The organism is Snuella sedimenti (assembly GCF_016428595.1).
In the GTDB taxonomy this organism is placed as follows: Bacteria; Bacteroidota; Bacteroidia; order Flavobacteriales; family Flavobacteriaceae; genus Snuella; species Snuella sedimenti.
On the sequence record NZ_JAELVQ010000001.1, the window covers coordinates 272,347 to 287,398 of the forward strand.

Sequence of the window (15,052 nt, forward strand, 5' to 3'; positions counted from 1 at the left end):
ATTCTAATTACGTTTATTTATATAATGCCTTTTTTATATTATTAACCTGTTGACATTTTGGCAAAACCCTGTCAATTCGAGTGAATTTCACAATTGAAATGAGTGAAATTTGTATCGAGAACGGGAATTTTATTTTTCAAACTAGTACTCTATACGGTTTTCTTTGATTTCGACTGCACTCAATTTGACAGAAAATCACTCGAACTAGACATATCATTACTGCTTGGATAAAAATATACAACAAGCATTATTATGCTTTATACAACCTATATTATCTTTTAATAGTAAACCACCTTTTAACCTTTAAGCAATCCCCTAATATGGTATAATAAAACTTTCCTTCTAGGGTAACTTCTGTTAATGGAATTGTAAAAATTCGCGTATTCCCATCTAAGTGATCATTCACCTGAAATCCTGGTGCTTTACATTCAATACGACTTAAATCTATTCTTTGTTTATCCTTTTGCCAAGGTGCAAGAAGCGAAACAGCAATTTGAACTTCCTCTCCTTGCTCTCCTTTCACCATTTGCTGATTAATTATAGGTAAGGCCGGACAATCTGGTAATGGAAACAAAACTGCCGAAACTGCCGACTTCAACGATACGTATATATCTTTATCGTTATGCTTTATGGGTATTTCGTTCATTTTCAATGTTTCCACATTAAACTCATAGGCAACTTTAACATTTTCTGGTAATTCCGGGAGCCTTACAAGCACCTTACCATCTTTAAGAGGTCTAGCATCTACATGACCTCCTGTTAATACCCAATAAGCTTCTGATTTCCATAAATGCCCCATCCACTTTGGGTCATTTTCCGCAATAGGATCCCATTCGGTAATATCTCCATACGTAACAGCATTGGCGAATGTTGGATGCAATTCATGCCACCTTAAATCAATAACAAAATCTTCATCATAATCTTTGGGTTTTTCCGTACCTACTTTAGACCAAGCCCAATTACGCCTTTGGTTTTCTGTTTTGCTCATTATGGCTCCCGTAATGGCTGCCTCAGGAGCACTGGCATGGTATGATAAAGATAAATAGTTTGGCATAGCTATTTTCATAGCATCAATTTCACTACCAGAGCAATCCATTATTAAAGCGCCATTAGTACTTTCATGGAAATAGTCCATATAGAATTCTGTAGAAATAAAAAAATCAGGATTTATTTTATCGGTAGCTTCTCTAATTCTCTTCAAACAATTTCGCATCCACTTGTTAGCATTAAAAGGACTCTCATGCGCATGGGCTTCATTATAACAGGGACGAAATGGAAATCCGAATTCATCCAATCGAATCTCATCCACACCCGTTTTTGCCAACATGGTACACACCCTAATTAAATTATCTTGCCAGGGTTTATATCCCGGACAATTAAATGCACCATAAATCTCATCTCCCTGTCTGTAATCCAGAACAGGTTTGCCATTTCTATTTTTAATAGCAAACTTTTCCCAATCGCCTTCAAACATTGGGCTAGTTTTACGAGCTCCATAAGCGGCTACGTACATAGCTACTCTCCTCCCGTATTTATGGCAGATCTCTACTCCTTTCTTAAAAGCCTCTAAGCCTCCAAGATCTGACCTAAAATCTATAAATCCAGATGACATCCACGGCCCGTAGGTTTCTGGCCAACGATTAACACCTTCATTCCACATGGCTATCTCCATACAGTCATTAATGTTATTGCCAAATATTGGTTTACTGAACAAGCTATGTAATTGCTCAAAAGAAGTAAATACATCCTCTTGACCCGTCTCCTTATTTTTTGCTACCGCCCCTTTACTTGGAAACCAAGTGCTCGAACGAGTTGTTACTTCTTCTTTATACCAATTGGGCACTTTGCGTGTTTTAATATTTTTAGAGAACCAAGCATGATAAGCTTTTGCCGCTGTTCTCCAATTTCCATTATAAGCCAGTATTTTAGCTGAAGGCCAGATTTGGGCTTTACCTGCATCTATCTGTTTTTTATCAAAATAGAAGGATGCCATGCCGCCCTCGGGAAAGGTAGATATCACTTTATTGCTAAAGTCTTTATCTTGAACAATAACAGCCAAGCCTTGCTTTTTAACTGGCTCATAAACCGTTTGCCACTGCATCGACACATCCTTACCATAAATACCTCCAATGGGGCGTTCCCATGCTTTAACACTTGGATACCCCCTATCCCACATATTAACCGTTAAATTAGTGTCTTTGTCATTACCCAAACAAATACCCGTAAAGTATGGAAATGCTGTATAAACTGAGACTGTTTTGCTTCCTACATTTTTTACCGCTAAATGCGTGTCGAATGTTCCCGAAGCATTATGAAGCCCTACTTTTAACGCAACCTGAAGCTGTGTGTTTTCGTGGAGATAAATAATCTCAAGTGTTTTCAAGTTTTCATCTTCTTTAACACTATAGCTATTAATGGTACATGAATTGGGATCAATTAAAACACCTCCATAGGCATTATCCTGCGCACCTGCCCGTAGGAAAGGCATTGAAGTTGTATTGGCAAACAACCTGAAAATATTTCCTCCCTTTTCATTTTTTATATAATTGTCTTTTGTAGGCTTATTATAGATAGAGTCTATTTGTCCTGTCTTTTTGTTAAAAGTAACCTTTACAAAAGCATTCTGAATGCCTATATGAGTTTTGTTATCTATTGTTCTAGTTTCTTCGTTTGGAATACGTGAGCACGATAAGATTATATTGCTTATTATAACCAAACAACCAATCATTATTCCAGAAATAGAATACTTATACTTCATCTGCAATAATGTTTATCTTTTGATTTGCCTGTGTTTGAATAATAATTATACCATCCTCTAGTGTATAGGTTGCATCAAGAATAAAGTTTCGATCTCCAAATGGATTCTTTAGTTTCAAGACACCTCCTTTTTCTGCGTGTATTGAAACTTGCACGACTTCCCCCGCTTCCTTTTTGCCCGAAACAAGGAAAGCACCTTCTGCTCTTAAGGTATCAAAACTTACGTCTGCCCAATCATCTGGGATTGCCGGAAATACTTGGACAATTCCTGTATGGCTTTGAACAAGCATCTCTTGAACAGCTGCTGCAAATGCAAAGTTCCCCTCTAGCGTAAACGGACGATATTTAAACTTAGAATACCCTTTGTTGTACTGCTCGCCGTTAACATGAAACGAATTAGGTAGACAAAAGTTTTCTGCAAATATTCTTAGGGTTTTGGCCGCTGCTTCGCCATCATACATACGCGCCTGAATGTTTGCTAGCCAACTAAAAGAATATCCCGTCCACCAATCGGTTCCTAGCGTTTTTAAATTTTTAACCGAATTAATAATTATTTCCTGAGAGGCCTTTCCTTGCGACCAATCTATAGTGCCCAACGGATGAATAGCCATTAGTTGTGAAAAATGACGATGTGACTCGCTACATGGAAATCCAGGAGCATACATAAGACCTGTTTCGGAATCTACTGCATATTCAGGCAACTTTAAAAGTATGGTTTTCCATCTTTTAGAATCTTTAACTTCTCCTAACTCCAAAGCTAATTCCGAAGCCTTTTCAAAAGTCCAGCGCATCAATGCCAAATCGTAATTTGTTATTTCATAAAACCATGCTTTAGCCTCATTATTAAATATTTCAGGACTGGAACTCAAAGGTAGCTTTAGCTTCCCATCAGCTCCTTCTTCTGATAATTCTTCAAGAAAAACTGCTACATCTTTAATCCAAGGGTACGCACGCTCTTTTAAAAACTCACGATCCATAGAATAACGCCAGTGCAAATAAAAATGATGACTTAACCAAGCCGATGCTGTTGGGGTATATGCATACTGAGACCAGCCTCCCATGCCAATTCCATCTAGCGACGTTGTTCCTGGCACATTCATACCATTGGTTTCAAAAAAATCACGGGTAAATTTTTTAAACGTCCCTCTATACCGCCATAACCAATTAAGAAATCCTTCTTCTAAATCTAAATGATTACCGCTATAGGCAGGCCAATAACTTAACTGTGTATTCAAGTCATGATGGTAATCCCCTTTCCAAGGAGGTATAGTTCCATTGTCGGCTGTCCAAACAGCTTGCAATGATATGGGTGGAGCATCTTTACGGGCTGCCGACCCAAATTTATACTGCTCTAAATACCACTGCTTCTCTATTATAGGATCGGGAACATTAACCTTTGATTTTTCCCAAAAGGTCTTCCACCATGCCTTATGTGTTACAAATTGCTTTTTATAGCCTTCATTCATATTCCCCTTTACAATGGCTATTGCTCCCGCTTTCTTTTCCCATTTTGGATATTCCGAAGTTATAGACCAACACCCTTCCAAACCATTGTTGATATACTTCCATTCTACATAAACATGATATTTAAAACCGCCCCAACCTTCTTGTATATAGTATTGGCTATTGGGTGTTTTGGTAACATTCCCTTGTGTATAACCTAAAGTAATAAGGTCTTGTGTATTTAGTGAATTTGCTTCTTTGTTTAAATCTCCTTTGTCATAATTTGGTGGAGATATTACTGGACTAAAGTTCGCATCTACACCTTCAAAACGAAACCAACCCACATTTTTTGCTCCATTTACGAAAGTTGTTAGTTCTGTATTGTTTTTCCACTTTACTTTACAAACAGCATCTAAAATAGAAAGCCTAACATGCTCTACTTCTCCTAACTGCGCTATATTAAACTCTAAAGCCGCTCCAGGAATTTTAGTAGGGGCTGGATTATCGTCATATATTCTGTCAAGCTTATTAATAACCTCATGAAATGTCCCTTTCTTTCTTTGCTCTACAATCCAACTATACTTCCATTCCTCTTTATTCTTAATATCCATAGGTCTTAGATCCCACAAGTCGGCTCTATCTAAAGAAAATCTAAGTTTATCCTCTTTCTGCCAAACCAAAGCACCTATCATTCCATTTCCTAAAGGAATTCCCTCATCCCAACTTTTAGCTAAGGTTGTTGATACCAAATCGTGTTTATTGAAAGTTATTTGAACATCCGTGTTGGGTTTGGAACATGATACCAATAGACCTATAGTAAATACAACTAATCTTTGTTTCACACGTTTAAATTTTAGTAATTAATTTATTTTATTGTAATTATAAAATTAAGAACGCGTGCAACCACTCCTTACACTCGTTCTCTCATTAAAAATTTTAAACATTTCCTTTTGTGAAGTAATTTTTAAAATTTCTTAATGCTCGTTTCATTCGTTTAAGTTTTAGTAATTATATAATATTAAACCAATCATTTTATCATTTCAAAAATGATCCATCCCTCAAAATAACTATTAATCGGCTTTACCCTATACAACTATTATTGCAATGAGTATTACTGTATTTGCTTTAAACAGTAATATCTCTATGACAAGCCTACGCTTTATATCATTTTTACTTTAAATTCACACATATAAAAAAGGCTTATCCTTAATCTGTTCAAACGTTGTAACAAAAATAATAAAATAAGCATAAAAACCTAACAACTTACATGCTATAAATCTTTTACATAGACAATACAAGCCTAATTACTACCTCTAAAACGTGATTGAAAACAATATTTACAGCAGTTTGACGAAGCCCAAGTAGATCTGCTGAGAATTTATTCTATATTAAATAATTTAACTTCTGTTAAGGTCGGACAAGCCAAAGCACCTTTTATATTGACCCGAATTTTATTAGATGTAACAGAATTAAAACGAACTATTTTCTTATAGCCTACGGTCGATGCGCTTGCTATCTCGCTCCAACCTTCCCCATCTGGAATTTCAACTGAAAAATCGTTGATACGTTGTCCTAAACGAATGTACTCCTGGAGTATGATGCAATTAAATGTTTCTTCTCCTTTTAATTCAAAATCAATAGTTGCTGTTGTTGTTGCATCTTCAGCAGCCCAATAGGTTTTATTTGATCCATCTAAAAGGTTATTCGTACTAAAATCACTCCCTCTGTTATTACTTGAATGCACCTTAGCTCCTTGTAGCAAATTATTAGCAAAGGCTCTATCCAAATAATTTTTAAATTCCATTAAACGCAAAGAGTCAATCGGATGTATTTGACCTCTTCGGTCTGGCGGAACGTTTAAATTTAACGAAGCGCCATTACCTACAGAATGGAAGTATATCTCCAGTAAATCATCCAAGCTCTTTACTTTTTCATCTTCATGGGCATGGTAAAACCATCCTGGCCGTATGGAAACATCTACCTCGGCAGGCATCCAATACTCTCCATTCATCGTCCCAGTTTCACCAATCCAATATTGAGTAGTTCCAGCCGATGCCTTTAAAAATCCTTTGTTCGGCAACGGTGTATACGTAGCCCAACTGGAATCTTTTGCATGCCCATGTTCGTTGCCGACCCAACGAATATCTGGTCCTGCATCACTAAACATTATTGCATTAGGCTGCAGGGCCCTTACTATATCTATATTCTTATCCCAACCATAATAGCTGGTTCTATCGATCTTACGCGTCTCATTAGCACCGCCATAATAACCATCACCTCCGTTGGCACCATCAAACCAAACCTCAAAAACATCACCATAATTAGTAAGCAGCTCTTCTAGCTGATTGCGATAGTATGCAACGTACTTTTCGTTACCGTATTCTGAATGGTTACGATCCCAAGGAGAAAGGTATACCCCAAACTTTACCCCAAACTTTTTACAAGCCTCAGAAATTTCACGAACCACATCACCTTTACCATTTTTCCAAGGTGAATTTTTCACTGAATGCTCAGTATAAGACGAAGGCCACAAACAAAACCCATCATGATGCTTAGCTGTGATTATAGCGCCTTTAAAACCTGCTTTCGCTAAAGTGCCTATAATTTGATCTGCGTCAAAATTACTAGGATTAAAAATTTCGGGGCTTTCATCTCCAAACCCCCATTCCAGATCGGTAAACGTATTTGTTGTAAAGTGTAGAAAAGCGTAGGTTTCCAATTCATGCCAAGCTAATTGTCTTTCAGAAGGCAAGGCGCCATAAGGTTTTGGTTGAGTTCCCTTATTTTCGCATCCGAAAAATAATGTTATTATTACTATTAATAAGCTAATGTATCGATTTCCCATAATATTTAGGTTTGGTAAAGATGAAAGTTTAATGTTTTACTCAACTTGCTTCTCCTTATTTAAGTACAAGCCTAAACTTTTTGACAACTCCTAAAATAACACTATAAGAAGATAATAACCTACACTTAAAATTGCGTGAATTGATACTGTTTTTGCCTTAAGTAAAACAACTTATAATCCATTAATAAATTTTCACACGTTTAAATTTTAGTAATTAATTTATTTCATTGTAATTATAAAATTAAGAACGTGTGCAACCACTCCTTACACTCGTTCTCTCATTAAAACTTTTAAACATTTCCTTTTGTGAAGTAATTTTTAAAATTTCTTAATGTTCGTTTCATCTTTTGAGTTTTACTAAGAAGTAATTCTTATTCCAAAAAGCAAGAACAGCACACTGTGGGTCTTTTTCGTTATTCTTTTTCTTATAATAGAATATGCTTTTGTAATGTGCGCTTCAACGGTCTTTAATGAAACATTTAAATACTCAGCTATTTCAATATTCGTCAAACCTTCTTTTTTACTTAAAAGGAATGTTTGTTTACATTTAGAGGGTAGCCCCTCAATTTCCTTATTAATTAAACTCATTTTCTTTTCAAAGAGCTCCTGATTGAAATCATTAACTTCCTCGGTTATAGCTTCAACATAAACTTTTTCTAAAACCGAAATAGATTGATTTCTATGGTACTGGTTTATAAACTCATTATAAACCGATTTATACAGAAATCCCTTAATAGAAAAATCTGCCTTAAGATTATCCCTAAACTCCCAAGTTCTTAAAAACACATTCTGTATAATATCCTGTGTCATAGCCTGATCGTTTGTTAAACTTAAAGCATAAACAAACAGTTTTTTATGATAGGTATGTATTAAAAATGAATAAGCATTTTCCCGACCATTTTTTAGGTCTTTTACTAATTCAGCATTGTCTTGATAAATTTTATACATAAGCTTATTGAAGTAAATAAATGCTAAACACTGAAGTGGTTAAATTTTTTAGCCAATTTGTAAAAGTTTAAATCACTTCAGTGTGTAAAAAAGCCAAAAAAATGATAATACGCAAAAAAAATAACAAAAAAAGTTAGGGTTTTACGAATTCGCATTGTAATTAATATAAAAGAAGAAAGGATAAGGCGTAATGATTCCACAAGAAATTGAAAATTTAATTGTAAAGTATATAAACAAATCAGCCAATGCAAAAGATTTGGACAAACTCATTGAATGGATTAAAACTGACAATAACAAAGCGCAATTCAAAGAATTCGCAAAAGATCATTACGCAATAACATTCAGTATGCAGGATCCAGATGCTAAACACCTAAAAGAATTTCTTTTCAAAGAGATTAGAAAAGACAAATCAAGAACGTATAAAAAGAAATTACGTTCCATATTTAAATATGCTGCAGTGGCCATTATCTTTTTAAGTATTGGTTATTTCTACCAGAAAGGCATTCTAGTAGACTCATCAAACAGCATTCCAGATCCTGAAAATAAAATTACCTTACAATTAGAAGATGGCACCTTAAAAACGATTGATGAGAATGAATCTGCCCAAATTTTTAGTACCAATGGGAGCATGGTAGGCATACAAAAAGGGAAACAACTAGCATATGTAAACGACTCTAAAATAGAAAAATTAACCTATAACACACTTACCGTTCCCTATGGCAGAAGGTTTAATGTTATTCTGTCTGATGGCACACATATTTATTTGAATGCAGGTTCTTCGTTAAAGTATCCTGTGAGATTTATTAAAGGTTCTAATCGTCAGGTTTTTTTAAACGGTGAAGCGTACTTTAATGTAACTAAAGATTCTAAGCAACCTTTCATTGTTAACTCTAATGAATTAAACATAAGGGTTCTTGGGACTCAATTTAATGTATCTTCTTATCCAGAAGATGGCAATATAAACACCGTTTTGGTAGAAGGTTCTGTAAGTCTATACAATAAGAATGAAACATATTCACCTTCCACTTCCTCTTTACTAGAGCCCAGATATATGGCCGCTTGGAACAAAAACAACAAACAACTCCATATTACCAAAACAGATATCGCACAACACATTGCCTGGATTGAAGGCAGACTTATTCTTAATGAAGTTAGATTTAATGATATATTAAAAAAATTAGAGCGACAATACGATGTGACATTTGTAAATAATCACAAGGCACTCGAAGACAGATATTTTACCGCCAGATTTGATATTGAAGATATATTTCAAGTCATGAAAAGTCTGAGTGAAGCCGCTTCTTTCACATATAAAATAGAAGAGAAAGAAATAATTATTAACCCTTAAACACAAAATTATATGATTAAAAACTGACTTAAACTTAAAGATCAAAGCAATTAATCATTTTATGTTCGTAAAACATATACAATTATGTTTTACAATAACCACAAAAAAATCGGAAAATGCTGCAACATCCTCCGATTTCATAAAATGATCTAAAAAATGTCTAATCACTTAATTAAATCGAAACAAAAGTATGAAAAAATTCATTAAAGGGATTGGTATACCCAACAACAAGACAATCCCCAATTTTAGTTTAAAAATGAAACTAACCTCTCTGTTACTAGTACTTTCGTTATTTCAAATTTATGCTAACGATTCTTTTAGTCAGAATACTAAAGTGTCATTAGATTTGGATAACGTAACTATTTTAAATGTTTTAAACGAAATTGAACAGAAAACAGACTACAAATTCTTGTATGAGAAGAATGTCTTTTACCCTAATAAAGTTGTGAGTTTGTCTGTAAAGAAAAAGAAGCTTTCTAATGTACTGGATAAACTATTTCAAGATTTTAATGTTTCTTTTGTTTACCTGGATAAACAAATAATAATTAAACCAAACAGTTTAGAGAGCACGTCGATAACCAAAGGCAATTCCCTTAATTATCAACAAATAGAAGTAAGCGGAACCATAACCGACACTAACGGTGTTCCTCTACCTGGTGCCAATATTATCGTAAAAGGGACCGCAAATGGTACCTCATCCAATTTCGATGGTCAGTACACCATTCGGGTTTCCAATGCCAATGCTGTTTTATTATTCTCTTTTGTAGGCTATGATACCCAAGAAATCCCATTGAATGGCAAAACTGTTATTGATGTAGCTTTGGAACAAAACCAGGAAACGCTAAATGAAGTAGTAATTACTACGGCATTGGGTATTAAAAGACAGAAAAAATCGATAGGTTATGCGGTTCAAAAAATCGAAGCAGAAGAAGTCACAATAGCAGCTCCAGTAGATGTTGCACAAGGGTTGCAAGGTAAGATTGCAGGTTTGAATATTAATACCTCTAACGGTATAGGAAACGCTTCTTCGCGCATAGTAATTAGGGGTAACAATAGCTTATTTGGCAGAAACCAGCCTTTAATCGTTGTTGATGGCGCCATTGTCGAAAATACGGAACTAGAACAAGGCAATGTAGGCAATAACCAAGATGGCTATAGAGATTGGGGTAACTATTTGAGTTATTTAGACATGAGTACAGTAGAAGACATTAACGTGTTAAAGGGACCTAGTGCCGCTGCTCTCTATGGAGCTCGGGGAGCCAATGGTGTTATTCTAATTACCTCGAAGAAAGGCTCTAAAAGAGAAGGTGTCGGGATAAAATATAATGTCTCTAGCGTCATTTCAGACGTTTATCGATTTACGGATGTTCAAAATGAGTTTGGTGGCGGCTTTAGAGCTGGGTTATTTACAGCCAATCCTCAATTACCTAAAACAGCTACAGGAGAAAACTTTCCTGCCATTTTATACCCACAAGCCTGGAGTCGTAACCCTTACCCGGGAGCATCAGGAATCGACTCGTTTCACGGCACGGTACCTGGAGGCTATAACACCTGGGATATTTTTAGTTGGTTTGGAGCAGGCTCTTCATGGGGACCAAGACTAGATGGCACCCAGGCCTTATGGTGGGATGGCGAAACAAGATCTTATTCCCCGCAGCCCAACAACCGAGAGTACATGTTTAAGCAAGGTCTGGAAACAACCCATAATTTATCGTTTTCATCGGCTAGTGATTTTGGTAGCATTAGAGTTGGGTATGTACACAAAGAAGGGGATGCTATTGTAGAAAACACAAATTATAAGAGTAATAGTTTCTCACTAGGGTCCCATGTCAATATTTCTGAGGTATTAAGTGCAGATATCAACGCTGCCTATAACCAAAATTTCAGATTAAACACTCCGGAAATTGGAACTAATAATTCTTGGACCAAGTTTAATATTTATGGTATGTCGAGAGAATATAAAGGTCTTGAAAAAGACTTGTATTATGGAGAAGATTTATATGATGGTTACAGAGTAGATTTTGGAGGAGCCTATCCCCATGCCGAGTATAGTAGAAATTTATTCTGGGATCTTTATGAAAACAATGACCGCTTATGGAGGGATCAGTTCTTATCTACAATAAAAGTAAATGCTGAAATTACCCCCTGGTTAAATGCTTTTGTAAGAACATCGGCAGATTTATTAGGAACAAGATTCGAAGAAACAAACAACACACTAAATTCCAATGGATTGAATGGCGGGTCTTTTAGAAAAACAGTAAGCAAATCCAGAACCTACAATACAGATATCATGGCTACCCTTCATAAAGATGATTTCTTAACGGATGGATTTAATGCCAGTCTTACTTTAGGGTACAACAACTATTCAACCAATTCATCAGGAGTGAAAGGGGAAAACCTAGGACCTTTTAAAGTACCTAATGTATATTCACTTTCAAATTGGACCAATAGAAATAATACCAGAATAAGTGAGACGAGATATGATCTTAAATCATTTTCATATCTAGGATTTTTAAACCTATCCTACAAAGATTATTTGTTTCTAGAAGTAACGGGAAGACAAGATTATACGTCTACCTTACCAAAAAATGATAATTCTACCTTTTACCCATCGGCAAGTACGTCGTTTGTATTTACCGAAGCATTGGATCTAGGAAACTTTGAAAACACGCTCAACTATGGCGCTTTACGATTTGCATTAGGGAAAAGTGCCAATGCTGCGGATCCTTACCAATTGGACAATACCTATACTACCAGTGCTTATGGCAATGTAACAACTATTTCACGACCTGATGTTATTCCACCTCAGGAATTAACCTTTCAAACATCGGTTTCAAAAGAGGTTGGTTTGGCTTTAGGCTTATTTAATAATAGAATCAATTTTGATGTAACGTATTACGACATTAAATCGGAAAATCAAATTATTACATCGGCTATTTCTTTAGCTTCCGGAGCAGGCAAGGTGACTATTAACTCTGGAGAACTTACCAACAAAGGATTTGAGTTTATAGTTAATGCCAAAGTAATCAAAAACGAAAATTTTTCTTGGGATGTGTCATTAAACGGATCTAAAAACACCAACAAAGTGGTAGCATTAGGAGAAGGTGTTGAAGAGCAACAAATTGCTACCGTTTTTGGTAGTTTGGGAGCCTTTATGAAAGCTTCTGTTGGAGAAAATTATGGAACCATTTATGGAACCGATTTTGAATTGGATGACCAAGGCAGAAGACAAGTAACCAATATCTATAATCAAGATGGAAGTGGTGAGGTTGTTGGCACCCAGTATGTAGTATCGAATGAAGTTCAAAAGATAGGGAATGCCGCTCCAAAGCTAACCGGAGGTTTAGGAAATGTATTTAGATACAAAAACTTCAGATTAAGTGCCTTAATGGACTTTAAATTAGGCGGCGATATTTATTCTGTAGACCATGCCGTGGCAATGGGAAGTGGTTTGGCACCAGAAACAGCAGCTGCAAGACAAGACGGCGCTGGCTTACCCTATACATACCCTGATGGTACTACGGCTAATGTAGGTATGATCATGGAAGGGTACAATGTAGATGATAATAAAGAGAATGATCGCGTAATACACCCAGTGTATTACTATGGGATTACTTATGCTGGATGGTCTCACTTAAACAGACCTAGAAGTTTATCAGTCTTTGAAAACTCATGGATAAAATTAAGAGAACTTTCTCTTACTTATAACGTCCCTCAAAATATTTTAAACAAAACTAAAATATTCCAAAACATGTCTGTTTCCTTAGTCGGAAGAAACCTATTCTATTTGTATACTACATTGCCACAGAAGTTAAATCCTGAAGGTATAAATGGAACTGGAAACGGACAAGGCTTACAATGGTCTGCATTCCCAAGCATAAGGTCAGTAGGTTTTAATGTTAAGGTAGGGTTTTAATAACTAAAAAAAAGAACAATGAAGATAAATAATATAAGAACAATATATAGAGGGGCCTGTACCATGCTCCTGATGCTAGGTTTGTTATCCATACATTCTTGTGATGACGATTTTGGTGACATTAATAAAAATTATGAAGCCAACATATACGAAGCTAACGTCCCGGGGTTGTTTGCCGGCCTATTACAGTCGTTACAAAAAACAGGAGCGCATTATAGAATTCCTGTGGCCTGGTTATACCAATGGAACCAACAAGCGGCTATGTACTCAGCATCCGGATATCGCTTAGATGATAATACAACCCAACCTTGGCAAAACTATTATAAAAATTTAGCCAATGCTTATGATATTGAACATTTAATTGCTGAGGAAGAAGACCCTTCTTCTATGACAAATATTATAGCTATGACGAAAGTAGTTATGGCCTATAAAACACTGGCGAATACATTACTCTATGGTGATATGCCTTATACCGAAGCTGGTAAAGGTTTCTTTGACACCTCGGCTTTCAGACCAACTTATGATGACCAGCAATCTATTATGCATGCCGCCATTGACGACTTAACTTGGGCTATGGATAATTTGTCCACAAGCGCAACACAGGTTTCAATAGGAGCTTCTGATGTTCTTTTTGGTAATGATGTTAGCGAGTGGGTAAAATTTGCAAACTCGTTGCGTTTAAGATACGCCATGGTAATGGTAGACAAAGATGCCTCTTTTGCGGAGCCTATTATTGCCGATGCCTTAACAAAACCATTATTAGCCGCCGATGAAAATGTTTGGTTAGATCCGGGAGTAACTACAATACTAAATAACAGAGAAGGCTTTTTTAGAGGTAATTCCTATATGCGCATGGGGTCTACCATGTTTAATGCTATGTCCAGTACCAATGCAGTTGATGGCTCCGGTATTTATGACTTAAGATGCAGTATTCTTTTTGAGCCAAATGAAGATGATGAGTGGATCCCTTACCCACAGGTTCCCGACACAAATACACCAACAGTAACTGGAGATCCTCATATTGGAGGAAGACTTTCGGATTGGAATTCAAATAGATCCAACTTTGCAACGTTTAACGTGTACTACGTGCAAGATCATACCATACCTCAATTCATTATAACAGGTTCGCAAATAAGCTTTTTAAAAGCTGAAATCTATAACAGAGGTTTGGCAGGTGTTTCTCCTAACCCCGCAATGGCGCAGACTTTTTATGAAGAGGGTATTACAGCATCTGTAAATTTTTGGTATAACCATGCTTACAATTCAATTTGGGCAGTAAATAAGCCGGCAGCGGCAGCACCAACAGCAACAGAGCTAAACGATATGTTAAGCCATCCCGAAGTAGCTTATAGTGCAGACGCAGCGACTGCCTTAAGCCAAATCTATAAGCAAAGCTGGATTGCAATGATACATCAACCACTTGAAGCTTGGAATTTGCAAAGAAGAACTAACAATGCGACGCCTAATGTACCATTACCGTCTACTAGTTTAGTTTCTGATTTTAACAGATTGACTTACCCCCCTTCCGAAAGAGAAACAAATCGCACCAATTGGACTGCGATTACAGGGGGTACGGACTCAGAAAAAGTTAAGATTTGGATTCAACCTTAAAAGATACTTTGTAATTAATGAACTCATCTTGACTTTTTTGATTGAAGTGAAAATTAGCTATTTTGAGCTTGATGGAAGGCATTTTTAAGTTGCATAGCAGGGCTACGGAATGAGAAAATGACGAAAAGCAGGCTCAAAAGAGCAATTTTTTAACCAATTGGGAAAAGTCAAGATGAGTTCAATA

At 36.1% G+C, this 15,052-nt stretch carries 7 protein-coding genes; 3 read left to right on the forward strand and 4 right to left on the reverse strand.

Annotated elements, in window-relative coordinates:
* Positions 1-271: 271 nt before the first annotated feature.
* From JF259_RS01125 to JF259_RS01140, 4 genes are all read right to left on the reverse strand, one after another.
* On the reverse strand, positions 272-2,758 hold the full coding sequence (locus JF259_RS01125; protein WP_199112306.1) for a DUF6259 domain-containing protein: 2,487 nt from the start codon (positions 2,756-2,758) through the stop codon (positions 272-274).
* Positions 2,748-5,042: a glycosyl hydrolase family 95 catalytic domain-containing protein gene (locus JF259_RS01130; protein ID WP_199112315.1), complete on the reverse strand. Its 2,295-nt coding sequence runs from the start codon at positions 5,040-5,042 to the stop codon at positions 2,748-2,750. The genes JF259_RS01125 and JF259_RS01130 overlap by 11 nt, the downstream gene beginning before the upstream one ends.
* Before the next feature lie 536 nt (positions 5,043-5,578).
* Complete coding sequence (locus JF259_RS01135) at positions 5,579-7,045, reverse strand: alpha-L-fucosidase (protein ID WP_199112317.1); 1,467 nt, start codon at positions 7,043-7,045, stop codon at positions 5,579-5,581.
* 357 nt (positions 7,046-7,402) lie between these two features.
* Positions 7,403-7,993: an RNA polymerase sigma factor gene (locus JF259_RS01140; RefSeq protein WP_199112319.1), complete on the reverse strand. Its 591-nt coding sequence runs from the start codon at positions 7,991-7,993 to the stop codon at positions 7,403-7,405.
* A 190-nt stretch (positions 7,994-8,183) separates the two neighbouring features.
* Here JF259_RS01140 and JF259_RS01145 point away from each other — a divergent pair, with 190 nt between their 5' ends.
* The 3 genes from JF259_RS01145 (at position 8,184) to JF259_RS01155 (ending at position 14,868) form a co-directional block, all read left to right on the forward strand.
* The gene (locus JF259_RS01145) at positions 8,184-9,341 is read left to right on the forward strand and encodes a FecR family protein (RefSeq protein ID WP_199112321.1); all 1,158 of its coding nucleotides are present in this window, start codon (positions 8,184-8,186) and stop codon (positions 9,339-9,341) included.
* Positions 9,342-9,531: 190 nt separating this feature from the next.
* A complete protein-coding gene (locus JF259_RS01150; protein ID WP_199112329.1) occupies positions 9,532-13,257 on the forward strand; it encodes a SusC/RagA family TonB-linked outer membrane protein in 3,726 nt (1,241 codons plus the stop codon).
* A gap of 18 nt (positions 13,258-13,275) precedes the next feature.
* Positions 13,276-14,868 carry a SusD/RagB family nutrient-binding outer membrane lipoprotein gene (locus tag JF259_RS01155; RefSeq protein ID WP_199112331.1) on the forward strand — a complete coding sequence of 531 codons (1,593 nt, stop codon included), beginning with the start codon at positions 13,276-13,278 and terminating at the stop codon, positions 14,866-14,868.
* Positions 14,869-15,052: the final 184 nt, after the last annotated feature.